Here is a 23488-nt window from a genome sequence, read left to right as displayed (position 1 = left end):
CTCGCCGTAGTTGAACGGCCTGCAGTGTGGGCCGCGCACCCCCAAACATCTAGCCCAAAATCTGGTTTAGTTTATTGCCTGGTTTGGAATTATGGTGCGCGTATGGATTCGGAAACCCACTGCCCATGCCATTAATTCGCCTTCAAACTTATACTTGTTGCGTTTAATGCAATAAAACCCCAGCCGGGACAAGCGCCATGGACCGCCTTCAATCGATGCAGATCTTTGCCCGTGTCGTCGAGATGCACAGCTTCACGCGGGCGGCCGACAGCCTGTCGCTGCCGCCCTCGCGCGTGACCCGGGCTGTGAAGGAGCTGGAGGCTTTTCTGGGCGTGCGCCTGCTGCAGCGGACCACGCGCCACATCAGCCTCACGCCCGATGGCACGCTTTACTTTGACCACTGCCGCCGGCTGCTGGCCGACATCGAAGCGGTCGAGGCCAGCTTTGCCGGTGGTGCGGCCCGGCCGCGCGGCCGCTTGCGGGTAGACATGACCTTGTCGCTGGCCCGGCTGGTGGTGCTGCCCGCGATCAAGGATTTTCTGGCGCGCTTCCCCGATATCGAGCTGACCCTGACCGTATCCGACCGTACCGTCGAGCTGGTGCAGGAGGGCATCGACTGCGTGATCCGCGCTGGCACGCCGGAAGACTCACCCACGCTGGTGGCCAGGCGCATTGCAGCCTTTGACTGGGTGACCTGCGCCTCACCGGAATACCTGGAGCAGCACGGCACACCGCAGACCCTGGAGGACCTGGCCCGGCACCATGCGGTGGGCTACCTGTCGGCCCGCACCGCGCGCTCGCTGGAGTGGGATTTTCTGGTCGATGGGGAGCTGCGCTTCATCCGCATGGCGGAGAGCCTGATCGTCAACGACACCGATGCCTATGTGGCCTGCGGCCTCGATGGCCTGGGCCTCATCCGGCCGGGCAGCTATATGGTGCGGGAGCATCTGATCAGCGGGCGCCTGCGCCAGGTGCTGGCCGACTATGCGGCACCGGCAGCCCCGCTGTCGGTGCTGTACCCGCAAAACCGCCACCTCTCACCCACGGTACGGGCCTTTGTGGACTGGGTCAGCGAACTGGTCAGTCAGGAGCAGATGGGCTGGCCCCGCAGCAAGCGCGCTGCCGAGGCGCGCTGATGCAGGCTGGCATCGATTGTTCGGGCTGCTGAACAGTCAATTCATTGTTCAGATATTTATCATTGGCAGCAACGCGGTAACCATCGCATCTGGCGTAGACAAGGGCCCTGCCAAGGGCGGATCTTTGGAGAGTGCAAGATGAACAAGTTTCAGGCGATGGAGGTCTTTGTGCAGGTGGTCGACTGCGGCGGCTTCACGCGTGCCGCAGAGAACATGAAGCTGCCCAAGGCCACGGTGTCCACCTTGATCCAGGGGCTGGAGACCGCGCTGTCGGTCAAGCTGCTCAACCGCACGACCCGGCATGTCAGCGTCACGGCCGAAGGCGCCACGTACTACGAGCGCTGCATGCGCATTCTGGCCGATGTGCGCGATGCAGAAGACTGCCTGGTGCAAACGCGGGTCAGCCCTTCCGGGCGGCTGCGCATCGATGCGCCGACCGGGTTGGCGATTGAGCTGATCATCCCGGCGTTGCCGGACTTCATGGCGCTCTACCCCGACATCCAGGTGGAACTGGGCTGCAGTGACCGCCAGGTGGATTTGATGGAAGAGGGCGTGGACTGCGCCATTCGTGGTGGCCGCAAACTGAGCGACTCCAGCCTGATTGCGCGCCGCGTCGGCACCATGCACTACCTGACCTGCGCATCGCCGGACTACCTCCAGCGCCATGGCCGGCCCCAGCACCCCAATGACCTGGTGCACCACCGCTGCGTGAACTACTTCTCGGCGCGCACCGGCAAGGTGTTTGACTGGTACTTCAAGCGCGATGGCGAAAAGATCCAGGTCGCCCTGTCCAGCCATATCGCACTGAGCGACAGCTATGCCTACACCGCCGCCGGCCTAGCCGGCCTGGGCATTGTGCAGATGGCCGACTTTCTGCTCGCGCCCATGCTCCAGGATGGCCGCATCCAGTCCATCCTGGAAGACTGGACCAATGAGCCGCTGCCCATCCACGTGGTCTACCCGCAGAACCGCCACCTGTCGGCCAAGGTGCGTGTGTTTGTCGACTGGGTGGCGCAGCTGTTTGCCAACCACGCCACCTTGCGCTGAGCCGGTAGGCGCCCTGTGGCGCGCTGTCTGCGTTGAGCGCCTGGGTGGGATGGCCCAGCGCTATTTCTGCGGCAGCTGCTGGAAGGCCTCGATCACCCGCGCCGAATAGGTCAGTGCGGCGCCGGCGTTCATCGCAATCGCCACGCCCAGCGCTTCGGATATCTCTTCCACGCTGGCGCCCGCCTCGGCCGCCTTTTGCGTGTGCACAGCAATGCAGCCATCGCAGCGGGTGGTGACGGCCACGGCCAGCGAGATCAGCTCGTGGATCTTGGGCCCCAACTGGCCGCTCTTGGTGGCCGCATGGTCCATGGTCGCCAGGCCGCGCAGCACATCGGGGCTGTGTTGGGCAAAGTCGCCCACGCGCTCCAGCAGGGAGGCGCGGTAGTGGTTCCAGTCTTGCATCATCTTGTCGTTCTTTCCAGGGTGTGAAAAGCAAGCGCCGCTGCGCTTGCCAGGGATGGTTATGGGGGCGTATCAGCCCTGGGCCGCCAGGCCTTCGGCTTTCAGCGCGGCTTGCACACTGGGGCGCTGCTCCATGCGCTCCATGAACCGGGCGATATGGTGGTAGCCGGCCATGTCGATGTTCACGCGGTGGGGCCAGGACAGCACGTTGTACAGATAGGCGTCGGCCACCGAGAAGCGCTCGCCCAGCACATAGTCGTTCTGGCGCAGGTGCTCGTCGATGTACTGGAACTTGCTGCGCAAATTGCCCTCGGCAAAGCGCTGCTTGGTCGCCTCATCCAGAAAGGGCGAGAACATCACGGCCATGCCCTTGTGCAGATCGCTGGCTACAAAGTTGAGCCATTCCAATGCCGTGTAGCGGGCACGGCTGCCAAAGGCAGGCAGCAGCTGGCGGTCGGGGTGCTGGTCGGCAATCCACTGCAGGATGACGGCGCCCTCCGTCAGTTGGTCGCCGTCCTCCATCTGCAGCACGGGGATAAAGCCTTTGGGCGACACCTTCAGGTAGTCGCCCTCGACGGTGGTCTTGGTCTTGAAATCGACTTTGACCAGCGTGTAAGCCTGGCCAACCTCTTGCATCGCGATTTGCGAGGCCAGGCCGCAGGAGCCGGGTGCGTAATACAGTTTCATAAATGCCTTGGTAGTGGAGCCTGAAAGAAGAGAGTGGTGTCCGGGCCTGAGCCCCGCGCATGCGGCGGCCTCAGGGCCCGATGGACCCTGTGGGTGGGTGAGGAGGGGGATGGCCCGTGCCGAACCCGCTGCAGCCAGCGGGCTACGGCGAAGGGCCTAGAGCTTGGGGCTCAGCGTCTCAAAGTCGCTGGCGTCATGGCGCTCGCGCAGAAACTCGCCGGGCTTGTCCGACAGGCGGTTGACGCGACGGCCACGTGCCACGGCGGGCCGTTCGCACAGCGCCTGGTACCAGCGCAGCAGGTGCTTGTAATCCTGCACCGCCAGGAACTCATGCGTGTTGTAGACGCCATAGAGGCTGCCGGGGTACCAGGGCAGCACGGCCATGTCGGCAATGGTGTACTGGTCGCCGGCCAGGTATTCGTGCGAGGCCAGGTGGGTGTCGAGCACATGCAGCTGGCGCTTGACCTCCATCGCATAGCGGTCGATCGCGTACTCGATCTTGAGCGGCGCATAGGCATAGAAATGGCCCAGACCGCCACCGGCAAACGGTGCCGATCCCATCTGCCACATCAGCCAATTGAAGGTGGCAGTGCGTGCCCGGCCCTCGGTGGGCAGAAAGGCGCCAAAGCGCTCGGCCAGGTAGACGAGGATGGAGCCGCTCTCAAACACCTCGGTGACCGGGTCGCTGCTCTGGTCCACCAGCGCCGGGATCTTGCCATTGGGGTTGAGGCTGACAAAGCCGCTCCCAAACTGCTCGCCCTTGAAGATGTCGATCAGCCAGGCGTCGTACTCGGCGCCGCTGTGGCCGGCGGCCAGCAGCTCTTCGAGCAGGATGGTGATCTTCTGGCCGTTGGGTGTTCCCTGCGAATACAGCTGCAGCGGGTGTTGGCCGACTGGCAGGGCCCGCTCAAAGCGGGCGCCGGACACCGGCTGGTTGATGCTGCCAAAGGTACCGCCGTACTGGTTTTTCGGGGTCCAGACTTTGTCCGGCACATAGCCGGCCGGTTGGTTGTCAAGAAGGGCTTGCGCCATCGCGTGCTCCTGGGCGGCGCGCAGCTGTCCGTTGCGGGGACCGCTGGCCACCACCGATCAAGGTGAGGAAAAGGCCATCACCCCAGCCCCAAAGTGTGGGCCTGCATGCAGGCCCAGATTCGCTGCAGCGGCGATGTCCGTCGATGGAGAAATTCTAGAAATGCCGCTCGGCGCGATCAACGCGGCAGGGGCGAATTCATTGTTCGGTGGCCGGAACAATGCCGGGGCTTGGGTGGCCGAGCGACCCTCAACGCAGCCACAGCGCGGCGATCACCCCCAGGGCCAGCAGGATCAGCACCGCGCCCGAGATGCGCTCCAGCCAGGGCAGTGCCCGCGCAAAGCGCCGCAGCACCGCCGGGTTGCCGATCAGCGCGGCAATCAGCAGGTCCCAGAGCAGCACGATGCTGAACATCCAGCTGCCGTACACCAGCTTCCAGCCCGCGCTGGCATGCGGGCCCGTCAGCATGGCCGCCAGGCTGGCATAGAACAGCGCGTTCTTCGGGTTGAGGATGCCCGACAGAAAACCCATGCCGGCCGCACGGCGCCAGCTGGTGCGGGCAGAAGCCGTTTGGCCCGGGCTGGCCGCAACGCCCAGCGCGCTTTTACCCGCATGGCGGATAAACAGCAGGCCCAGGTAAAGCAGATAGCCGCAGCCGGCCAGCTGCAGCGCGATGAACAGCTGGCTGCCCGGCTGGAGCGCGGCGACACCGGCAAAGGCGGTGACGATAAACACGCCATTGGCCAGCGCGATACCAAGGCAGGCGGCGCCAGCGCTGCGCCAGCCGCTGGCCAGCGAGGTGCGGGCGATCAAAAAGAAATCAGGACCGGGGGAGAGCAGCGCCAGAAAATGGGCGGCTGCGATCAGCAAAAACTGTTGCATGCAAAAGGACCAGGCGGGGGATGGCCTTGCATGGTGGCGGCTGCCGCCCGCCTTGTATTGAACGAAATTGCAGCGCTTGCTATGGGCTACTACTAAGAGCCGCTAACACGACCCAGCAAACCGAAGGTTTGCGGTTGAGACTAGGCGTCCCCGACTAGGCGTCAAGCCGCAGGCAGTACAGGAGTACGACAAGGCTTGGCGCGGCCGGCGAGGCAACGACGCATCAAGGGTTGTGTTAGCGGCTCTAATGCGTCTTGCGAAAGCAGCCTGGCGTGACGCCGGTATGCGCCTTAAACACCCGCTGAAAATGCGCCTGGTCGGCAAAGCCGAGTTGCAGCGCCACTGCCGCTATGCCGTCTTGCCCGCGCAGCTGCTGCTTGGCCAGGTTGATGCGCTGGTTCAGCTGCCAGGCATGGGGTGCCAGGCCCGTCAGCTTGCGAAAGGCGCGGATGGTCTGGTAGCGGCTCATGCCCGCCAGGTCGGCGAGTTGGTTCAGTGGCACGCTGGCGCAGGGGTTGGCGCGCAGGCAGTCCAGCGCCGGGCGAATGCGCTGCGCCAACTGCGATGGCAGCTCGGGGGCGTGGATCTGCAGGCCTTGCTGGGTGTCGAGGTCGCCGATGAACTCGACCAGGCTGGCTTCCTTGTCGGACGCGTCGGCTTGCGAGAAAAGCTGGGCATTGAGCTGGCAGAAGCGCTGGTAGCGGGCGGGGTCCTCGACGATACGCACCGGCTCGTTGGCCATCGCCGCCGGGTCCGCATATTCCGCACGCAGCGCCTGCAGCCAGCCGGCATCCAGGTGCAGCATCTGGTAGCTCCAGACGCTATCGGGCGCCGGGTTGCAGGCATGCACACGCTCGGCCGGCACAAAGACCAGGGCGCCAGGCGACAGCCGGACGGGGCCGGCCTCCGCGCCGGTGAAGACGCTGTGGCCGCCATCGACCGCGCCGATGGAAAAGCTCGGGTGGTGGTGCGGCTTGTAGCAGGCCCGGCTCTGGCTGGCGCGGCGGCTTTCCACAAAGGGCAGGGCCGGGTCGCACCAGAACGCCTGGGCCGGCTGGCTGGTGGGTGTCGTAGTGGGCGTTGGGGCAGGCATGCGATGGCTTTGACAGGGGCTGGGGCTGAGCCGCCGGCGATTCTCGCATGGCAGCGACCCGCCCATCACCCACCCGACCAACCCCGTGCGAAGGAACGTCTGGCATCGTCAGCGGCGATGCCTGGTCAGCCGCCTGTTGCCACTTCGCGACAGAAGACGGGGTTTGGTGAAAGCTAAGTGAAATTAATAACGAGAATCGTTATCATTGCGAGTTAGCGCTTGCTCATGTTCTGCGGTCTGGACGGCTTTTGGCCTCCAAGTCGATGAATCTGCAAGCGTTTTCTTTACTCTGCTTTCCTCGTTTATGACACAACAAACCTATATCAAAAGTCGCAAACATGGTGCTGCCGCTCCTGCCCCCAAGGCCGGTCTGGTGGCAGCGACTGCCATCGCGGTACTGGGCATGCCGGCTTTGGCGCAGAACGCACCTGCACCGACGGTCACGCTGAAAGAAGTGACGGTGGAGGCACCGCGCGAAACCGGCTATGAGCCCAGCCAGCTGTCCTCGCCCAAGTTCACCCAGCCCCTGGTCAACACCACGCAGACGATCTCCGTGGTCAAGGAGCAGGTGATGAAGGAGCAGGGCGCCACCACCCTGACCGAAGCACTGCGCAATGTGCCCGGCGTGGGCACTTTCTACGCGGGCGAGAACGGCAATACCAGCACGGGCGATGCCATCTACATGCGCGGTTTTGACACGTCCAGCAGCATCTATGTGGACGGTGTGCGCGATGTGGGCGCGCTGTCGCGCGATGTGTTCAACACCGACCAGGTGGAAGTGACCAAGGGCCCCGCCGGCACCGATTACGGCCGCAGCGCGCCCACCGGCGCGATCAACATGGTCACCAAGCAGCCCAACATGACCGATAGCTTCGGCGGCTCGCTGGGCTTTGGCAGCGGCAGCTACAAGCGCACCACCATCGATCTGAACCGCAGCCTGAGCCACGACAACGGCACGGCATTCCGCCTCAACGCCATGGTGCAGGATGCCGGTGTGGCCGGCCGCGACCAGGTCAAGAACGACCGCTGGGGCCTGGCGCCGTCGTTTGCCTTTGGCCTGAACACCGACACGCGCGTGTTCCTGAACCTGCTGCACGTCAAGCAAAGCAATGTGCCCGATGGCGGTGTGATGACCCTGGGCCTGCCCGGCTACAGTGCGCCCGACCGCAGCAACTACCCTGGCTACCGCAGCTTCCTGAACAGCGCATCGCGCGTGGATTCGAGCAATTTCTACGGCACGGCCTCGGACCACGACGATGTGACCGCCGACATGGCCACCTTGCGCCTGGAGCATGACATTGCGCCCGGCACCACCTTGCGCAACACCACGCGCTGGGGCCAGACCAAGCAGAACTACCTGCTGTCGGCCTTCATGGCCACCGGCTATTCGCAGAACGCCACCACCGGCGCCTGGACGCCGGGCTCCTTGCTGACGCCCAACCCGGCCGACCCCTCCACCTGGACGATGTCGCGCAACATCAACACCAAGGACCAGGTCAACCGCATCCTGACCAACCAGACCAATTTGACCACCGCCTTTGCAACCGGCTCGGTCAAGCACAGCCTGAGCACCGGCCTGGAGCTGACGCGCGAAGAGCAGACCAACTACGGCTTGGCGACGACGGGCGTGGTGCCCACGGTCAGCATCTACAACCCGGACTCCAGCGTGTCGCTGCCGAGCTATGCGCGCAACGGTGCGGACAGCAAGGGTACGACCGATACCGTCGCGCTGTATGCCTTTGACACCTTGCAGTTCAATGACCAATGGCAGGCCAACATGGGCCTGCGTTGGGACCACTACAAGACCAAGTACAACGCGATGGCTGTCTGCACGGCCACTTCCACCACCCAGCCTTGCGGCGCCAACCCAGCCGGCACCGTGGTGCCCACCACTTCGGATGGCCTGCAGGCCTCGGGCAACCTGGTGAGCTGGAAGGCCGGCCTGCTGTACAAGCCCGCGCCTAATGGCAGCGTGTATGTGAACTACGCACTGTCGCAGCAACCTCCAGGCGGCAGCAACTTTGCGCTGTCTGCTGCAGCCAACAACGCTGGCAACCCCAACATGGCACCGCAAAAGGCCAAGACGGCCGAAGTGGGTACCAAGTGGGAGCTGATGGACAAGCGGGTGCTGCTGACCGGTGCACTGTTCCGTACCGAGATCACCAACGAAATCGTGACCGACTCGGACGGCACCATCAGCCAGACCGGCAAGAAGACGGTGCAAGGCCTGGAGCTGGGCGCCACCGGCCAGATCACCCCCGCCTGGGGCGTGACTGCGGGCTACACCATCCAGAACACCAAGGTGGCCACGGGCGCCAATGTGGCGCAGGACGGCTCCAGCGGCCTGGCCTACACGCCCAAGAATGCGCTGTCGCTGTGGAGCAGCTACCAGTTCTCTACGGGCCTGACGGTGGGTGGCGGCGCGCGCTACTCCAGCGGCCTCAAGCGCGGCACCGATGGTGCTGTGGGCACGCCCAATTTCACCGAGTCCTACTGGGTATTTGACGCACTGGCCAGCTACCGCATCAACAAGAACGTGGATATCCAGCTGAACGTCTATAACTTGTTCAACAAGCGCTATGTGGCGGCCATCAACAAGAGCGGCTACCGCTACTTCCCCGGCATTCCACGCTCGGCGCGCGTGACGGCGAACTTTAGCTTCTAATCACTTGTTTGAAGCCAGCCCCGCGTCTGCCGGGGCTTTTTTCATGGAGGAGATCAAGCCATGATGCTGCACATTCCCAATGTACTCACGCGCGACGAGGTGGCCGCCATGCGCGCGGCCATCGATGCGGCCGACTGGATAGACGGCCGTGCCACGGTTGGCAGCCAGGGCGCGCAGGTCAAGCGCAACCGGCAACTGCCCGAGACCTCGCCCGTGGCGCTGGAGCAGGGCCGCATCATCCAGCGTGCGCTGGCGGCCAATACGCTGTTCTTTCAGGCTGCGCTGCCGGCGCGCACGATGGCGCCGCTGTTCAACCGCTATGCCGAATCCGAAACCTATGGCCTGCATGTCGATGGCGCCGCGCGGCGCGAGGCCGGCGTGGCCCAGTGGCTGCGCACCGATGTGTCCTCGACCTTGTTCCTGTCCGACCCCGAGGACTATGACGGCGGCGAGCTGGTCGTGGTCGATACCTATGGCATGCACGAGGTAAAGCTGCCTGCGGGCGACCTGATCCTCTACCCCTCGTCCAGCCTGCACCGGGTCGAGCCGGTGACCCGGGGCGAGCGGGTCAGCTCCTTCTTCTGGACCCAGAGTTTGGTGCGGGACGATGCCCGGCGCGCGATGCTGTTTGAGCTGGACCAGAGCATCCAGCGGCTGCGCAACCAGCTGGGCGAGACGGAAGACACCGTCTCCCTCACCGGCCATTACCACAACCTGCTGCGCATGTGGGCGGAGACCTGAGTACCGCATACCCATGTCTCCACTGGGTAAAGTATTTGAAAATGAGATTCATTAGCATTTATTTTCCTTAAAATCCCTGCTTTTGCCCGGCGCCGTCCTGCCCCGCCGCCGGGTCTGACACCTGCCTCTCTCCGCATGAAAGCCAACGCGTCTTCCTCTTCGCAGCGGGCCTACTGGCTCAAGACCTTGCATGAATGGCACTGGGTCAGCTCCGCCATCTGCCTGGTGGGCATGCTGCTGTTTGCGGTGACGGGCTTCACGCTCAACCATGCCGGCCAGATCGAGGCCAAGCCCGCCGTGGTGCTGCGCGAAGGCACCTTGCCCGCGCCGCTGCTGCAGGGCCTGCAACAGGCGGCCGCAAGCCACAAAGAGGCCGCAGACACCGCCCAGCCGCTGCCTGCCGATGTGCAAGGCTGGCTGCGCACAGAGCTGGGCGCCGACACGCGCAAGCGCGTGGTGGAATGGAATGAGGACGAGGTCTATGTGGCCTTGCCTCGGCCAGGTGGCGATGCCTGGGTGCGCGTTGCGCTGAGCGATGGGCAGGCCGAGCATGAATCCACCGACCGGGGCTGGATCTCCTACTTCAACGATTTGCACAAGGGCCGCCATGCGGGCCTGGCCTGGACCTGGTTCATCGACATCTTTGCAGGCGCCTGTCTGGTGTTCTGCATCACCGGTCTGTTCATTCTGCAGATGCATGCCGGCCGCCGCCCCATGACCTGGCCCATGGTGGGCCTGGGCCTGCTGGTCCCAGCGCTGCTCGCGCTGCTGCTGGTGCACTGAGCGCGCAGCCACCGTCTTTTTATTCCGAGGAGAGCACATGACAAGCACTGTTTCGCGTTTCACCGTGGCCTTGACGGCGGTGGCTGGGCTGCCGGCCGTTGCCGGTGGGCTGAATGTCGGCGTGGAGCTGCCACGCCTGGAGGTGGCCGAATACCACCGCCCCTATGTTGCCGTCTGGCTGGAGCGCGCTGACGGCACAGTCGCCGCCAATCTGTCGGTCTGGTACGAGGTGAAAAAGCGCGATGCCGAAGGCGCAAAATGGCTCAAGGACATGCGCCAGTGGTGGCGCCGCAGCGGCCGTGAGTTGAGCGTACCCATCGATGGCGTGACCCAGCCCACCAAGCCGGCAGGCAAGCATGCGCTGTCCTTCTCCGAAGGCAGCAACCCGCTGCCCAAGCTGGAGCCGGGCCAGTACAAGCTGCAGATCGAGGCCGCACGCGAAGTCGGTGGCCGCGAGCTGGTGAGCATTCCTTTTGAATGGCCTGCCAAGCAGGCCACCAGCCTGTCTGCCCAGGGCAAGACGGAGCTGGGCGAGATCAAGCTCGAACTCAAGCCCTGATCCAACACAACACTATTTCTGAGGAGAGTCGCCATGTTTTCTGCCACCCGTATCGCCGCCGCGCTGGCGCTGAGCTGCGCCGCCATCGGCGCCCAGGCCCACAGCGTCTGGATGAAGCCTTCCAGCACCGTGCTGTCCAAGGCGGACTGGGTCACGGTCGATGCTGCCGTGTCCAACGACATGTTCTTCTTCAACCACCGCCCGCTGGGCCTGGACAAGCTGGTGATCACGGCGCCCGATGGCAGCACGGTGGAGCCCAAGAATGCCCACAAGGGCGAGCTGCGCAGCGTCTTTGACATCAAGCCCGAGCAAGCCGGTACCTACCAGCTGGCCATTGTCAACAGCGGCGTCATGGGCTCCTACAAGGATGCCGCTGGCCAGATGAAGCGCCTGCGCGGCAGCGCCGAAGAGATCGCCAAGCAGATCCCCGCCGATGCCAAGGACGTGCGCGTGGCGGAAAGCATCAGCCGCATCGAGACCTTTGTGACCATGGGCAAGCCCAGCCCGCTGCGTTTGAGCGGCAAGGGCCTGGAGCTGGTGCCTGTTACCCACCCCAACGACCTGGTGGTGGGTGAGGAAGCCACCTTTGCCTTCCATGTCGATGGCAAACCGGCTGCCGATGTCGAAGTGGTGCTGGTGCCCGATGGCAAGCGCTACCGCGATGCCGTCAACGAGATCAAGCTCAAGACCGATGCCCAGGGCCACGTCAAGGTCAAGTTCCCCACGGCGGGCATGTACTGGCTGGATGCGGACGTCAAGGACGACAAGACCTCCAACCCCATCGCCAAGGAACGCCGCCTGGCCTATGTCGCCACCCTGGAAGTGCTGCCTTAAGGCGCAGTGGCGGGTGACAGCAACACGGACAAGCGCCGGCCTGATCGCGGAGCGGCTATGAGCACGGCACCGCGCATCCACTATGGCGCCGGCATCTGGCAAATCCCCCAGGCCCAGGCCCGGGCCCGGGGTGAAGGCCAGCCTGCGCTGGCGGGTCAGGCTTTAGCCGGCCGCTCCTTTGCATCCCCCGCCTGGAAGGCGCCTGCGATGCAGCATGCGCAGGATGGCAGCCTGCACAGCCTGCAGGGCGCAACGATGGGCACCACCTGGTCGCTGCGCCTGGCCAACCCCGACTATGCCCCGCTGGCGCCGGTACAAGCGCTGGTGCAGCAAACGCTCGATGCCGTGATCGCGCAGATGAGCAACTGGGAGGCGGACTCCTGCCTCTCGCGCTTCAATGCCGCGGATGCAGGCAGCTGGCAGGTGCTGCCACCCGAGCTGGCGCAGGTGCTGGATGCGGCCCTGCACTGGGCCCGCGCCTGCGATGGCGCCTATGACCCGACGGTGGGTGCGCTGGTGTCGCTCTGGGGCTTTGGCCCGCGTGCGAACCCACAAGCGCCGCACAGTGGCCAAGCACCTGCGCAGGCCGATATTGACCGCGCGCTGCAGGTCTGCGGCCACCAGCGTCTGCAGTGGCAGCCGCAGCAGCGGCGCTTGCTGCAGCCCGGTGGCCTGCAGCTGGATCTGAGCGGCATCGCCAAGGGCTATGCCGTGGACTGGGTCGCCGAGCGCCTGCGCGCGGCCGGCTGGCAGCATGCGCTGCTGGAGATTGGCGGAGAGATCCGGGCCTGGGGCCAGAAACCCGGCGGCCAGCCTTGGCGTGTAGCCGTGGCAGGTGTTGCCGGTGATGAACCACTGGTGGTGCCGCTGGGCGATGGCGCGCTGGCCAGTTCGGGCGACCACTGGCATGTGTTCATGCAGGGTGGTCAGCGTTTTTCACACAGCCTGGACCCGCGCAGCGGCCGGCCCGTGGCCCATGCGCTGACCAGCGTGACTGTTTACCACCGCGACTGCATGCATGCCGATGCGCTGGCCACCGTGCTCACGGTGCTGGGGCCCGAGGACGGCTGGCAGTTTGCGCTGCAGCAGCAGCTGGCGGCGGTGTTCCACACCCATCCCGATGCCGGGCAGCCGCAAGGCCTGCGCCGTATGACGCCGGCCTGGGAGCAGCGTTTTGCAGGCAGCATGAAGCGATGATGGATTGGATAGCAAGCCCTGCGCGGATGGCAGGCGCAGCAGGCTTGGTGGCGGGGTATGCGCTGCTGTGTGCCGGCATTGCAGGGCGGCTGTGGCGCCAGCGCCGGGCTGAGCGCCAGGAGCAGCTCGCGCTGCAAGCGGGCAGCCAGCAGGGCGCGCCGGTGCTGGTGGCCTATGCCAGCCAGACCGGCCGGGCCGAGGCCCTGGCCCATGAGACCGCGCGCGTACTGCATGCCGGCGGCTGCGCAGTCCAACTGCGGCCGGTGCAGGCGCTGCGCCTGGCCGACTTGCAGGCCTGCTCGCAAAGCCTCTGGCTGCTGTCCACCACCGGCGAGGGCGATGCGCCCGACGACGCCCTGCCTTTTGTGCGCCAGGTGCTGGAGCAGGCGCAACCGCTGCCCGGGCACAGTGCCCAGGTGCTGGCGCTGGGCGACAGCGAATACGCGGCCTTCTGCGCCTTTGGCCTGCGCGTGCAGCAGTGGCTGCAGCAGCAGGGCGCCAAGGCCGATGTGCTGTGCATGGACAACGGCGATGAGGCCAGCCTGGTCGCCTGGCAGGGCCAGACGGCCGAGCTGCTGCAGACGCTGACCGGCCAGGCTGGCGATGGCTGGCGCCAGCCGGAAGCTGCCCAGCCCTGGGTGCTGCGCCGCCGCCAGTTGCTCAACCCCGGCAGCCAGGGCGGCCCGGTGTACCTGCTCGACTGGCAGCCGCAGTCCGGCGCATTGCCGCGCTGGGAATCCGGTGACCTGGTATCGCTGGTGGTGCCGGCCGATCCGCAGCGCAGCCGAGATTATTCGATTGCCTCGGTGCCCGAGGATGGCCAGCTGCAACTGCTGGTGCGCCAAAGCACGCGTGCCGATGGCACACCGGGCCTGGCATCGGGCTGGCTGTGCGAGGGCATGGCCGTGGGCGATGTGTTGCCGATGCAGCTGCGTGCGCACAGCGGTTTTAGATTGGGAGACAACGCCGAGCGCCCCCTGCTGCTGATCGGCAATGGCACCGGCTTGGCGGGCCTGTGCAGCCATATCCGCGCACGCATTGCGATGGGTCGCTCCGACCAGTGGCTGCTGTTTGGCGAGCGCAAGCCGGGTGAGGATGCGCTGCTGGACGCGCAACTGCAGCAGTGGCTGGCCGCTGGCCAGCTGGAGCGGCTGGACCGCGCCTGGTCAAGAGATGCCACCGACCCTTGTTATGTGCAGCAGTTGCTGGAGCGCCAGGCGCAGCAGCTGCGCGACTGGGTCGCGCGCGGCGCTGCGATCTATGTCTGCGGCAGCCAGCAGGGCATGGCGCAGGGTGTGGATACCGTGCTGCGCCAGGTGCTGGGCGCCGCTGAAGTGGATGCCCTGGCACTGGCCGGGCGTTACCGGCGCGATGTGTATTGATCTCTCCTCAAGCTGGCTTGAGCCATGAGGCAATCGCTGTCGGTCACATGGCGGCCGAACCATGTGATCTGATGATCGCGTTCAGGTCTAAAGCTTCCTGGTCTATGAAGCGATCCTTCACACGCAACAAAGGCAGCAGGGCACTGTCTGCGTAGACGCAGCCCGTGGCGCCGGGGTCTGTTTGCAGTGCTTTGGCTGCCCATTGGGGTGCATGGCCAGCCCCCGATTCCAACAGCTTGGCCAAGGGGACAAAGCCTGGACGCCAGGCTTGGGTATGCGGAAATACCTCACACAGGCTTGCAAGTATCTGCATGCCTGCATAGTCGAGATCTCCGGAAAAAATACACCGGCAGGGATGTCTGGCCATCGCTGTGGTGTGCGGCTGTGGAAAAAAGCCAGCGCTCAATTTCTGGCAAGACGATGGATGGCGCTGGCGCACGCAGGTACAGGCGGCAGTTGGCACGCATGCGCAGCTTGCGAGTGCTTCCGCGAAAGCCTGCTGCATAGATGAGCAAACTGTCCGCCCAGGAGGATCCGCGTGTGTCTGCCATGTGCTCGAAAGTGACCAGATTCTCGATAAACAGCACCTCCGTAAATGCAGCCGTTGCATCGCCGTCTGCCGCCGTCCTGTATGGTGGTGCCAACAGCAACTGTGCTGGCGTGTCTGCGAACTGCTCATGTGCTGCGCCCAGCAACCTCAGCAACTCCTCCCGATGGTCAAGCACCTTGGCGCGGCCCTGAAAGATGCTGGCCGACGCCTCGCGCAAAGCGATGGCCTGACCGGAGCGACATAGGGCCGTCAACAAGGTGATGCTGAGGGTGGCCTCCTCCACGGAGAGGCATTCCACCGGAAGCAAGGGGTTGCGTGCAAGATGATCCAATACCGCCGCAGGGTCTGAAGGTGCTTGCAGCGGAGTGGCTACCCAATATTCTGCGAGATGTGCACGCCATTGCTGTCTCCAGCGCTGGGCTCGTGGGGTGTATCCAGCCCAGGCGGCCAATGCATCGAAGTCGCTCAATTCCAGCTTGGGCTTGCGATCGCCAAAACTGGCGAATGCGCGAGGATCCTCCAGTCGCAACCGGACCCAACCTGTATGGCACAGATCATCAATTTGCATCCGCAGCAACTGGATTTGATCGGCATCCACTGCATCGTACAACTCGGGTGCAGCCTTGCGGTCTAGTGATAAACGAACGGGGCCTGTTGCGCTACTTCGCTCGGCCTTCGCGAGCAGGCTCTGGGAAACACGCAGCAAAAAAGGATGCGGCGCCGGAGAATCGGGGCTGGGAATGAATGGTTGCGAGTCCATGATCAAGACGCTGCACCCCCATTACCGCCTTCATCCTCAGCGCTTGGCTTTGGTGCTTGCTGAGCCATCCACTGCGTGCGTGCGGTCTCGCGGGCACGGTCGGCATGTGCGCTCCACAAGCGGGCAAGTGCTGGCCGGTTGAGCTTTTTCTCCTGCGCTTCGCTGATGAACAGCTCCTTGCCATCGCGTCTCGCCATGACCTTGGAGAAAGTGAACTCCTTGTCGAACTCGGGCTTGACTGCGCCAGATTTGGATGTCGGCATTGCCACCACCAACTGAAGCCCCAGTGTTTGCGAGAGAAACTGCAGTACATTTCGCGAGCGCGTCTCGTCCATTTTTGAAAAAGCCTCGTCATTGAGCATAAGGCGCAGTGCAGGCGCCTCGCGGCGATCTCGGCCAAAGTGGCCTAAAGCATGGGCCAGCACGGCCGAGCGTACAACGTAGAAAGGCGTTTCTAGTTCGCCGCCCGACCCTGTACCCCAGGTGGATAGCCGCGTGGTACCCACTGGGCTGGTGCGCACGATATCGTAGCGTCGGTAGTTGCGATAGTCGGCCAGTTCACGCAGCGCACGCTCACTCGCGCCTTGGTCATTGGCCAGCAACAAGCGGCGAATATCTTCTGCCGTGGCGCGCTGGCTGTCAGTGAGCCGAGTGGAGTTGAAGATCGAACCGCGGTCTTGCTCCAATCCCTCTACTGCGCTTTCCACGGCCTCGAAGAACTCCTGCACTTTTTGCATGCGAGGTACCCAGTCCCATTCCAGCCTGAAGGTGTCGCTTCCGAAGCGAATATCTTGCAAGTGGCGATTAAGCCGTTGCAGTGTCAGTGCGCCTTGCTTGACGTCATCGCGCACCTTGAAGCAGAAGCTGCTGGTGAAGACATGGTTGAACTGGCCTTCAGCTATACCCAGCGCCTGCGCATTCTCAGCCAAACCGATAGCGCGCTGGCGCTGGGCTTGCTCGCAAATAGCGTTCCGGACGCTTTCGACTGCAGGCAGCATCTCTTCCAGTCGATCCACGCTGCGGGGAGGGGCGATCCAGGTAAAGCGCTCGCTGTCATCACGGGCGCCAGCCAAGTAGGTCGCCACAGCCTGCTCCAACTCGCGCAATGTACGAGGCAGGCCATCCCGCAGGCTTTGCATGCGATGGCGCAGTGCGTCCAGGCTAGTCTCCGATTGGGCTACCAGAGCTTCGGATTCCTGGAGCAATTGCGGTTCGGTGGCCTGGGCGGGCACGGCACTCGCAAAGCGAGACGCCCAGACCTTGGCGTTGACACAGGTGATGTCGAGATCTGGCAAACGTGCCAGCAGATCGGCCTCGCGTTTGTGGAAGCCACTCAAAGCCTGCTTTGTCGCGCCCATCTGCTCCTTTTCGTCACTGTGCTGCAGTCGCACGTCATTGATGCGTGCGTTCAGATCGCTCAACTCAGTCAACAGTGCATCAATGGCTGATAGGTCCAATGCCTTGAGCGCCAGCTCGGCATGGGCATGTTGGGCCTGGCTCTCCAGAACGGGTAGCAGCAGCGGTGTCAGCGGCATAAAAACTGGCCCGTTGAACATACGGGTAAAGGCATGCAGCGACTGGCGCAGCGCTTGTAGCGCTCTGGTCTCCTTGGCCAGCCGCTGAAGCGTCTCTTCGCACCACTGTCGACGCCGTTGGCGCGCAGTTTCGCCGAAGGCCAGCTCCGCGTCAGGCGCACGGCAGGCGAACATGCCATAGCCACGACTGCCCATGCCTTCCTCCATCAGGCCTTGCGGGGTGCGCGCCAATTCCTCTGCACTATCCACTTTACGGACGCGGCCATATTGCGCTGTCAGGAATGCCTGGGCTACTGGGTGCTGGCAATTAAGCTCATGCAGGATGGATCGGGCTTCGAGCTGTCGGCCTTGCGTATCCTCCATCGCCTTTTTACCCTGCACGACTTTGGGCGAACGCACGTGGAATTTTCGTTTCACCAGCTGGGCGCAGTCCGCCTCCATGCCTGCCTCAACAATGATGGAAAATCGGTCTCCACCCATGTAGCCTTCGATGGCATTTTGCCAATGCGTTCCAGGCCTTGGCTCAACCAGTTGTGCCAACAGATGGGGACGAGCAGCTGGGATCTCACGTTCAATCAATGCCACCGCCTCATGGGCATCCCTAGGCCCTTGCGCGCGACCGGACTGAAGGCGGCGCAGTTCGGCATCATGTTGCTCAGTCTCGTCGTTCAGCTGATTCATGCGAATGCCGACCTCGGACAAGGCCTGTAGCACCGCGCCTTGTACCGAGGTATCTCCCTCATGGATATGCTTGCCTAGACTGTCCAGATGCGCGTCGAACAGTTCCAATTCGAAGGCGGGCAATTCCACATCCAGCATCGCTGCACGCGCATAGACCTGGACCATGGCCGGCCAGTGCTTGAGCACCTCCTGTGCTGCGGGCCGCAGGCTATGTACTGCGGCAGCGAGCGTAGGTACCGCCGACAAGTTCAGCTGGAGCAGCTGTTCGAGCTGGGACGCCATGCCGTCGATGCCATGCGCCGTCTCTTGCACTCGGCTCCAGTGCAGTCGAAACTGGTCAGCCTGGATACGGACCTGGTTTTCCAATGCCTGCTTCTCGCGTGCCACATCGCTATCATCCAGGCATTTTTCGACGCTGCGCAGCTGCTCGCGCATTTGGACTTCTTGAGCTTCTAGCGATGCCAGCTTGTCTTGCAGCAGCTGCTGCTTCTTTCCTTGTATGCCTATCTGGCGCTGCACAGCAGCTAGCTCAGTCTGCGCCTCACTAAGAGCGCGCAGCGCATGAGCGATGGTGGTGGTGACAAACCGCCTGGCCTCGTCCAGTACTTGGTCACCGCTGGCTTGTGCCGTGGCAAGCCGTTCCAGATTCAATACCAGACGCTCGGCCTCCAGCTTGAGGCTGGCGATGGAGCGCATCAACTCGCGCATTTTCTCAAGGTCTTTGCTGAAATCGTGCGGCTCCAGAATCTCGTCGCGCACCAGATCATTGACGTTACCCAGTTCCTTGTAGGCCATGGCCTTGACGAGTGATTTGGCGGCACGCGTTGCATCGTGCTCGCCGACCGCCGTCTTACCCATCAGTGCGCCATAGAGGTGTTGCAGATAACTACCTTTGTCGGAGAAGCGCTGTACTGCCGCTGCAGCCTTGTCCTTGTCGGGCTGCAAGCGGTGCTGGAGTTGTACATAGAGCTCCTTCAATGGCAATGGCGAAGAGCCAAGCGCCTCACCGGCTCGTCGCGCCAGATGGTCTAGCGATAGTGCCCGGCGGACGATATAGAACTGCGGGGATCCTTGGAGCACCGCTCGCCGTCCATCCTCGAAGGCCTCTACGCCCACCAGTGCTGTGAAAGGCTCTGCTTTTTCGCCAGCGGAATCGGACGCCTCGAAGACGATGCCCGCATAGCTGCTTGAACGGGTACGCAGGAAGACGCCATCGGCTTGCTGCCCCAAGGCGTATGCAGCCAAGGTACGAGGCTCTTTGCCACCACGCCGGCTTTGTGTGGATTCGTCCTGGCCAATGTTGAACTGCACCACGTGCTGGTGTGCAGCTGTCAGCACCGTCTGTATCGCATCCAGCAATGTGGATTTTCCCGAACCCGATTCTCCCGTCAGCAATACCGCATCAGCGAAATGCCACTCACGGTCTTCCAGCGACCCCCAATGCCAGGTCAGCAGCTTGGCGATCTTCATAGGCTGTCCTCGGTGGTTGCCTTGCTAGTGGGCAAAGGTCGTCCTTGCTGCACCACCGTGCGCAAGGCCTCTTCTAATGCCTCGTCACTGACGAAGCTCATCACTGGACGCAACACGGCTAGGCCCATCTGCATATCACCTGCGTTGTCGCCTTCAACAAAATGCAGCACACGGTGTTTGCGCAGTTCACGCAGCAGAGCCATGCGATCGCTGGCAGCGTTGGGCAGCTTGTGCGCTAACAGGGATACCACGGCTTGGGACAGTTCTTCCAGGCTGATAGCCAGACGCTCGTCCACTAGTGAGCGGCGCCCTGTGAGTGCTTCGGTGTAGAGGAAGCGTAGGGCAATCACGGCCGCCACAAAATCGCGCGACAGACGGGCGCGCAGGCGGCGAATGCCTTCTTCCTCGTCATCACCTCCGTCTGTTCCTGGAGGGTAGAGCCGCAGTAAGCGGGCATCGCTATCGTGGGTCAACACAAAGCCCATGCAGGCGAACCATTCGCGCAGCAAGTGTTCGCATTGGAGTGCATCATCGTATAGCGCCGCTTCCGGCCGGGAATATTCACGCCACAGCACGCCACTGGCCAGCAATCTTCCGGCTAATTCAGCGAAGCGGGCTGTTTTGATATGGACGGAGCCTTCGGTGGTCAGGCGCTGTTCTATGTATTGGGGCAGGGATTGCAGCATATGTGTTTAGCGCCCATGCTCAGATCCATCGGGCCAGGATCCAAGCCCTTCGATAGGCATTATGAGTAACTCGTAGTCATCAGCCTGGAAATAACTGTTGGTCACCTGCCCCGGTTTTTTACGGGCCTGGACCAGCCGTCGTCCTTCGGCAGAACGTACTGCACCAACTGCATGCAGCACGCGAACCGCGTCTTCGGCACTATCCAATGGCAGTGCTGCCAAGCTAATAGGACCGCTTTGTAAATGAGGCAGTAAACCTTGTAGAACTTGCTGATCGCTAAAGGCAAAGGCCTCGGCTTCTGCCCTGCGTAGCAATGCGTGAAGGCGGCTTTCTTCGTCCACAATCAGCGGTGCTAGCGCTAAGGCCTCGGATCCGCTATCTCGAACAGTCCAGCGCAACAGACCACCGGGCAGGCGAATTTCTGCGGTCGCCAGACGTTGAGCCAGGACGTCAAGGAGATCATCATGTGCTGGCTCTGGTTGTTCCTTCAGCCAGGCCATGGTTCGTCCGAGGGGAGAGTCAGCGCCATAGTCAAGGGAGAGTGCCTGGCGTAGAAGACTGGTAAAGCGCCGCACATAGTTGTTCATTTCCGAGCGCAGCATGGGAAGCTTCAGACCGCAAGCGGCGTCGACCATGCTTTCGGTGCGGTCTGCCAGCCACAGCATGGGACTGCGACCCTGTGCTGTTTGCTCTAACCAAGGCGCACGCTGCAGCAGATGGGCATCTACGCCGCTGCGCTGCTCTCCGTCGAGAGCTCTGACCTCTTCCAAGGCTTCATTGATCTGGCCACGGTGGCGTTCGGCAGAGTCAGCCACAAGGCGCACGGCATATTCGCGCGCAAAGCGCTTCTCTATGAACTCGTTGAACTCGCTCCAGGCTACCTTCTGCGCAAGCGCCTCCCGAGTCAGACTCTGGATCAAGTGGCGGAAGTATTCGATGTCCTCCTGCAGATCCTGTACCACGCGGCTGGCGAATTCATGTGCGTCAAGGAGTTCGTCGACATCTCGGCTCGCAAGAAACGCTGTCAGCGCTTTGCGGGCGGAACGCATATTGCGCTGCCTTGTTTTGGCGCGGGAGTCATCAAGGTTGGCAAAGGTCTCGCTGAACGCTTTGCCTGCGCGGCTGAGCTTCAGTGTGGGCTGCAGGTCAATGGGGTCTCGGTAGTCATCTAGCCAGCCATGCTCCTTGAGCTTGCGTAGCAGATCACTGGCATACAGGCGCTCATCTTGAGGGCGCACCGCTTGTCCTTCAGCGAAAACAATGCCTCTCAGCGTGGGATCTGCCAGCGCTTGCTGGATCACCTCAAGCACCAGCTCTCGGGTCAGGACTTCCGCATAATCGGCGTTGGCGCCGTGCACCCTTTCGTGCAATGCGCGCAGTACCGTTGCGCACAGTTCGCGGTTGTCATGCGTGAGAGGTCGGAAGAAATTTTCACGCGGAGGGTTGAAGAATTGCATGCTTGGCATCCCAGTCCGTAGTCGCGAACGAATCCCACATGATTCAGCTACCAGAGGGATGATACACAGAGCCGGAGAAGATTTCGCGGCGAAGCTGTACTGGGTGCAGCGCTGTTGGGCATGCGTATGAAGCCACGCGATGGTGGCATCCTTGCTTGTCCTAGAAAATGGAGCGCCGAATAATCGGTGTGCCATGCAGCAGCCAGCCATGGCTGGTTGCTGCACCAGGAAATCCTAGGATCAGCAACGGGCGCTGATAACTATGTGGTGAGAAGGCGATTCCGCAAGCCCTCCCTATTGCGCAGAATCCGATTGCCGAGTCGCCATGACTCGCTGGCCACAGATACCTCTGTCATGGCTCAGGATTCGACTTCAACCGCCAGCTCCGCCTTCGCAAATGCAATGTCTGCACCATGCGTCAGCTTGGCAGAGGCTTGCTCCCAGGTACCTGCACCCTTGAGCACAATCGCCAATGGCCCTTCGCCCTTGCTCTGCAACTGCGGCGCCGTTTGCGTCAGCTCCAGCACGCTGTTGCCCAGCGCGATGGTGGCAGTGTTGCCGCCGTCGGCCGCGTGGATGTGGGCCTTGTCGCCCAGCAGCGCACGGTAGCGCTCCAGGCTTTGCAGCAGGTCGCTGACGGCGACCGTCAGGCGCGCCACACCGGTGGCACCGTTGGCATGCTGGCGCAGTTCGCCCTCGGGCACGCGCAGCTTGCGTGGGGTGATGTCGCCGCAGAGGAAGGGCAGGTCATGCGTGTGCGGGCGGCCGGTCTGCCATTGCAGTTTTTCGCCATCGGGGCGCAGGCGGCCACCATCCAGCGGGCCTTGCAGCTCCAGGCCACGCGCCTTGGCCGCAGCAATCACCTCGGCAGTGCTGGGGGGCAGCAGTGCAAAGTCGATGATGCCTTCGCCATGCTGGTCCAGCAGCTGCCACCAGCGGTCTTGCGGCGCCGGGCTGCGCCAGGCGATCAGCTCGAAATAGGCGCCGTCTTCAAACACCACCAGCGCATTGTGGGTGGGGCGGCCGGGGTGCTCACCGCCGCGCACCACGGTAAAGCCCAGTGCGGCGTAGTCGTCAATGGTTTTGTCGAGGTCGTGGACCGCGATCACGATGTGGTCAAGTGTCAGAGCCATGGGAGATAGATCCGTAAAAGGGGGAGGAAGGGAATCAGGCCGCTTGCTTCTGCGTCTGAGCCAGCGAATCGCTGTGCTCGACGGTCGCGCGGATGGTCTGCGGCTGGCGCAGCAGGTTCAGGATCGGGCAGGTGCGCTCGACGGCGGCAAACAGCGCATCGATGTCGGCGCGCGGCGCGGGCGAATCAATATGCACGGTGTAGGCAATGTCATGGGGCCAGACGGGCGTGGCCTCGTGGCCAGGCTTGCCGGCGCGCGGGTCGATCACGCCGCTCACCTCTACCTCCAGACTGGTCAGCGGCACTTGCTGCGCCGATGCCTGGATCAGAAAGATATGGGTGACGCAGCTGCCCAGCACGCCCAGCTGCAGCTCGGGCGAGCTGGGGCCCAGGTTGTAGCCGGCAAAGCTGGGCGGGCTGTCGCTGATGACCTGGTGCTCGCGGATGCGGATGCGGCGCACGCCGCTGCGCCCTTCGGCGCTCACGCTGGCGCGCAGGTCCGTGGCCTGGGCCGTGCCGGCATCGATCTGGGCATCGCGGGCCAACACGGCGCCGCGCTTTTCAGCCAGGTAGTCATTCAAGGTAGCAGGGCTTGCACTCATGGAGTCTCTTGGAAATGTGCTGCATCGGCGGGAGGTGATGCGTGCCTACGAACGTCAACACGTTCTCAGCCCATTGTTGGTGCGGCATGCCCATCCGTGAACTGCGCAGATCGCATGTGCATATGCGGCAGCCGCGCATGTGCTTATGCGCAAACCCTCTATGCGGCAGCGGGCTC

The 23488-nt window shown here is 63.1% G+C and carries 21 protein-coding genes; 9 read left to right on the top strand and 12 right to left on the bottom strand.

Annotation, left to right across the window (positions count from 1 at the left end; all coding sequences use genetic code 11):
- Positions 1-197: 197 nt before the first annotated feature.
- Positions 198-1136 carry a LysR family transcriptional regulator gene (locus EDF71_RS01780; protein ID WP_133854906.1) on the top strand — a complete coding sequence of 313 codons (939 nt, stop codon included), beginning with the start codon at positions 198-200 and terminating at the stop codon, positions 1134-1136.
- A 138-nt stretch (positions 1137-1274) separates the two neighbouring features.
- Positions 1275-2183, top strand: a complete 909-nt coding sequence (locus EDF71_RS01775; protein WP_133854905.1) for a LysR family transcriptional regulator — start codon at positions 1275-1277, stop codon at positions 2181-2183.
- A 60-nt stretch (positions 2184-2243) separates the two neighbouring features.
- On the opposite strand, the gene EDF71_RS01770 is transcribed toward EDF71_RS01775, so the two are convergent.
- From EDF71_RS01770 to EDF71_RS01750, 5 genes are all read right to left on the bottom strand, one after another.
- Complete coding sequence (locus EDF71_RS01770; protein WP_133854904.1) at positions 2244-2588, bottom strand: carboxymuconolactone decarboxylase family protein; 345 nt, start codon at positions 2586-2588, stop codon at positions 2244-2246.
- Between the two features lie 69 nt (positions 2589-2657).
- Positions 2658-3272 (bottom strand): glutathione transferase GstA, encoded by a 615-nt coding sequence (gstA, locus tag EDF71_RS01765; protein ID WP_133854903.1) that lies wholly within the window; start codon positions 3270-3272, stop codon positions 2658-2660.
- Between the two features lie 156 nt (positions 3273-3428).
- Positions 3429-4304: a glutathione-dependent disulfide-bond oxidoreductase gene (gene yghU / locus EDF71_RS01760; protein ID WP_133854902.1), complete on the bottom strand. Its 876-nt coding sequence runs from the start codon at positions 4302-4304 to the stop codon at positions 3429-3431.
- A gap of 247 nt (positions 4305-4551) precedes the next feature.
- Positions 4552-5184: a LysE family transporter gene (locus tag EDF71_RS01755; protein WP_133854901.1), complete on the bottom strand. Its 633-nt coding sequence runs from the start codon at positions 5182-5184 to the stop codon at positions 4552-4554.
- A gap of 244 nt (positions 5185-5428) precedes the next feature.
- Entirely contained in the window at positions 5429-6277 is an 849-nt protein-coding gene (locus tag EDF71_RS01750) for an AraC family transcriptional regulator (protein WP_133854900.1), read from the bottom strand.
- Between the two features lie 304 nt (positions 6278-6581).
- On the opposite strand from EDF71_RS01750, the gene EDF71_RS01745 reads away from it, so the two are divergent.
- The 7 genes from EDF71_RS01745 (at position 6582) to EDF71_RS01715 (ending at position 14438) form a co-directional block, all read left to right on the top strand.
- Positions 6582-8942 carry a catecholate siderophore receptor Fiu gene (locus EDF71_RS01745; RefSeq protein ID WP_133854899.1) on the top strand — a complete coding sequence of 787 codons (2361 nt, stop codon included), beginning with the start codon at positions 6582-6584 and terminating at the stop codon, positions 8940-8942.
- Positions 8943-9002: 60 nt separating this feature from the next.
- Entirely contained in the window at positions 9003-9683 is a 681-nt protein-coding gene (locus EDF71_RS01740; protein WP_133854898.1) for a Fe2+-dependent dioxygenase, read from the top strand.
- A gap of 135 nt (positions 9684-9818) precedes the next feature.
- The gene (locus EDF71_RS01735; protein WP_133854897.1) at positions 9819-10466 is read left to right on the top strand and encodes a PepSY-associated TM helix domain-containing protein; all 648 of its coding nucleotides are present in this window, start codon (positions 9819-9821) and stop codon (positions 10464-10466) included.
- Positions 10467-10503: 37 nt separating this feature from the next.
- Complete coding sequence (locus EDF71_RS01730; protein ID WP_133854896.1) at positions 10504-11025, top strand: DUF2271 domain-containing protein; 522 nt, start codon at positions 10504-10506, stop codon at positions 11023-11025.
- A gap of 33 nt (positions 11026-11058) precedes the next feature.
- On the top strand, positions 11059-11859 hold the full coding sequence (locus EDF71_RS01725) for a DUF4198 domain-containing protein (protein ID WP_133854895.1): 801 nt from the start codon (positions 11059-11061) through the stop codon (positions 11857-11859).
- A gap of 57 nt (positions 11860-11916) precedes the next feature.
- Complete coding sequence (locus tag EDF71_RS01720) at positions 11917-13056, top strand: FAD:protein FMN transferase (RefSeq protein WP_243854122.1); 1140 nt, start codon at positions 11917-11919, stop codon at positions 13054-13056.
- Complete coding sequence (locus tag EDF71_RS01715) at positions 13056-14438, top strand: sulfite reductase subunit alpha (RefSeq protein ID WP_133854894.1); 1383 nt, start codon at positions 13056-13058, stop codon at positions 14436-14438. Before EDF71_RS01720 ends, EDF71_RS01715 begins: the two co-directional genes overlap by 1 nt.
- Before the next feature lie 43 nt (positions 14439-14481).
- On the opposite strand, the gene EDF71_RS25350 is transcribed toward EDF71_RS01715, so the two are convergent.
- The 7 genes from EDF71_RS25350 to EDF71_RS01685 all read right to left on the bottom strand — a co-directional run bounded on the left by EDF71_RS25350 (position 14482) and on the right by EDF71_RS01685 (position 23312).
- Positions 14482-14682 (bottom strand): hypothetical protein, encoded by a 201-nt coding sequence (locus EDF71_RS25350; protein WP_243854121.1) that lies wholly within the window; start codon positions 14680-14682, stop codon positions 14482-14484.
- A 43-nt stretch (positions 14683-14725) separates the two neighbouring features.
- Positions 14726-15748, bottom strand: coding sequence for a hypothetical protein (locus EDF71_RS01710; RefSeq protein WP_243854120.1), 1023 nt, complete (start codon positions 15746-15748; stop codon positions 14726-14728).
- A 2-nt stretch (positions 15749-15750) separates the two neighbouring features.
- Positions 15751-19434: an SbcC/MukB-like Walker B domain-containing protein gene (locus EDF71_RS01705; protein WP_133854893.1), complete on the bottom strand. Its 3684-nt coding sequence runs from the start codon at positions 19432-19434 to the stop codon at positions 15751-15753.
- Positions 19431-20120 carry a DUF4194 domain-containing protein gene (locus EDF71_RS01700; protein ID WP_133854892.1) on the bottom strand — a complete coding sequence of 230 codons (690 nt, stop codon included), beginning with the start codon at positions 20118-20120 and terminating at the stop codon, positions 19431-19433. Before EDF71_RS01700 ends, EDF71_RS01705 begins: the two co-directional genes overlap by 4 nt.
- 6 nt (positions 20121-20126) lie before the next feature.
- Positions 20127-21578 (bottom strand): Wadjet anti-phage system protein JetA family protein, encoded by a 1452-nt coding sequence (locus EDF71_RS01695; protein WP_133854891.1) that lies wholly within the window; start codon positions 21576-21578, stop codon positions 20127-20129.
- A gap of 359 nt (positions 21579-21937) precedes the next feature.
- The gene (locus tag EDF71_RS01690) at positions 21938-22711 is read right to left on the bottom strand and encodes a VOC family protein (RefSeq protein ID WP_133854890.1); all 774 of its coding nucleotides are present in this window, start codon (positions 22709-22711) and stop codon (positions 21938-21940) included.
- A gap of 34 nt (positions 22712-22745) precedes the next feature.
- Complete coding sequence (locus tag EDF71_RS01685) at positions 22746-23312, bottom strand: OsmC family protein (RefSeq protein ID WP_133854889.1); 567 nt, start codon at positions 23310-23312, stop codon at positions 22746-22748.
- Positions 23313-23488: the final 176 nt, after the last annotated feature.

This window comes from Comamonas sp. JUb58 (genome assembly GCF_004364775.1).
Classification (GTDB): domain Bacteria; phylum Pseudomonadota; class Gammaproteobacteria; order Burkholderiales; family Burkholderiaceae_C; genus Comamonas.
This window is presented reverse-complemented; position numbering and strand designations above follow the sequence as displayed.

Bases quoted from the DNA above. Each gene is read 5' to 3' on its own strand.
- EDF71_RS01725 (WP_133854895.1), top strand. From the start codon at position 11,059: ATGTTTTCTGCCACCCGTATCGCCGCCGCGCTGGCGCTGAGCTGCGCC.
- EDF71_RS01780 (WP_133854906.1), top strand. From the start codon at position 198: ATGGACCGCCTTCAATCGATGCAGATCTTTGCCCGTGTCGTCGAGATG.
- EDF71_RS01705 (WP_133854893.1), bottom strand. From the start codon at position 19,434: ATGAAGATCGCCAAGCTGCTGACCTGGCATTGGGGGTCGCTGGAAGAC.
- EDF71_RS01740 (WP_133854898.1), top strand. From the start codon at position 9,003: ATGATGCTGCACATTCCCAATGTACTCACGCGCGACGAGGTGGCCGCC.
- EDF71_RS01715 (WP_133854894.1), top strand. From the start codon at position 13,056: ATGGATTGGATAGCAAGCCCTGCGCGGATGGCAGGCGCAGCAGGCTTG.
- EDF71_RS01695 (WP_133854891.1), bottom strand. From the start codon at position 21,578: ATGCAATTCTTCAACCCTCCGCGTGAAAATTTCTTCCGACCTCTCACG.
- yghU (WP_133854902.1), bottom strand. From the start codon at position 4,304: ATGGCGCAAGCCCTTCTTGACAACCAACCGGCCGGCTATGTGCCGGAC.
- EDF71_RS01700 (WP_133854892.1), bottom strand. From the start codon at position 20,120: ATGCTGCAATCCCTGCCCCAATACATAGAACAGCGCCTGACCACCGAA.
- EDF71_RS01685 (WP_133854889.1), bottom strand. From the start codon at position 23,312: ATGAGTGCAAGCCCTGCTACCTTGAATGACTACCTGGCTGAAAAGCGC.
- gstA (WP_133854903.1), bottom strand. From the start codon at position 3,272: ATGAAACTGTATTACGCACCCGGCTCCTGCGGCCTGGCCTCGCAAATC.
- EDF71_RS01755 (WP_133854901.1), bottom strand. From the start codon at position 5,184: ATGCAACAGTTTTTGCTGATCGCAGCCGCCCATTTTCTGGCGCTGCTC.
- EDF71_RS01690 (WP_133854890.1), bottom strand. From the start codon at position 22,711: ATGGCTCTGACACTTGACCACATCGTGATCGCGGTCCACGACCTCGAC.
- EDF71_RS01735 (WP_133854897.1), top strand. From the start codon at position 9,819: ATGAAAGCCAACGCGTCTTCCTCTTCGCAGCGGGCCTACTGGCTCAAG.
- EDF71_RS01770 (WP_133854904.1), bottom strand. From the start codon at position 2,588: ATGATGCAAGACTGGAACCACTACCGCGCCTCCCTGCTGGAGCGCGTG.
- EDF71_RS01750 (WP_133854900.1), bottom strand. From the start codon at position 6,277: ATGCCTGCCCCAACGCCCACTACGACACCCACCAGCCAGCCGGCCCAG.
- EDF71_RS01745 (WP_133854899.1), top strand. From the start codon at position 6,582: ATGACACAACAAACCTATATCAAAAGTCGCAAACATGGTGCTGCCGCT.
- EDF71_RS01730 (WP_133854896.1), top strand. From the start codon at position 10,504: ATGACAAGCACTGTTTCGCGTTTCACCGTGGCCTTGACGGCGGTGGCT.
- EDF71_RS01710 (WP_243854120.1), bottom strand. From the start codon at position 15,748: ATGGACTCGCAACCATTCATTCCCAGCCCCGATTCTCCGGCGCCGCAT.
- EDF71_RS01775 (WP_133854905.1), top strand. From the start codon at position 1,275: ATGAACAAGTTTCAGGCGATGGAGGTCTTTGTGCAGGTGGTCGACTGC.
- EDF71_RS01720 (WP_243854122.1), top strand. From the start codon at position 11,917: ATGAGCACGGCACCGCGCATCCACTATGGCGCCGGCATCTGGCAAATC.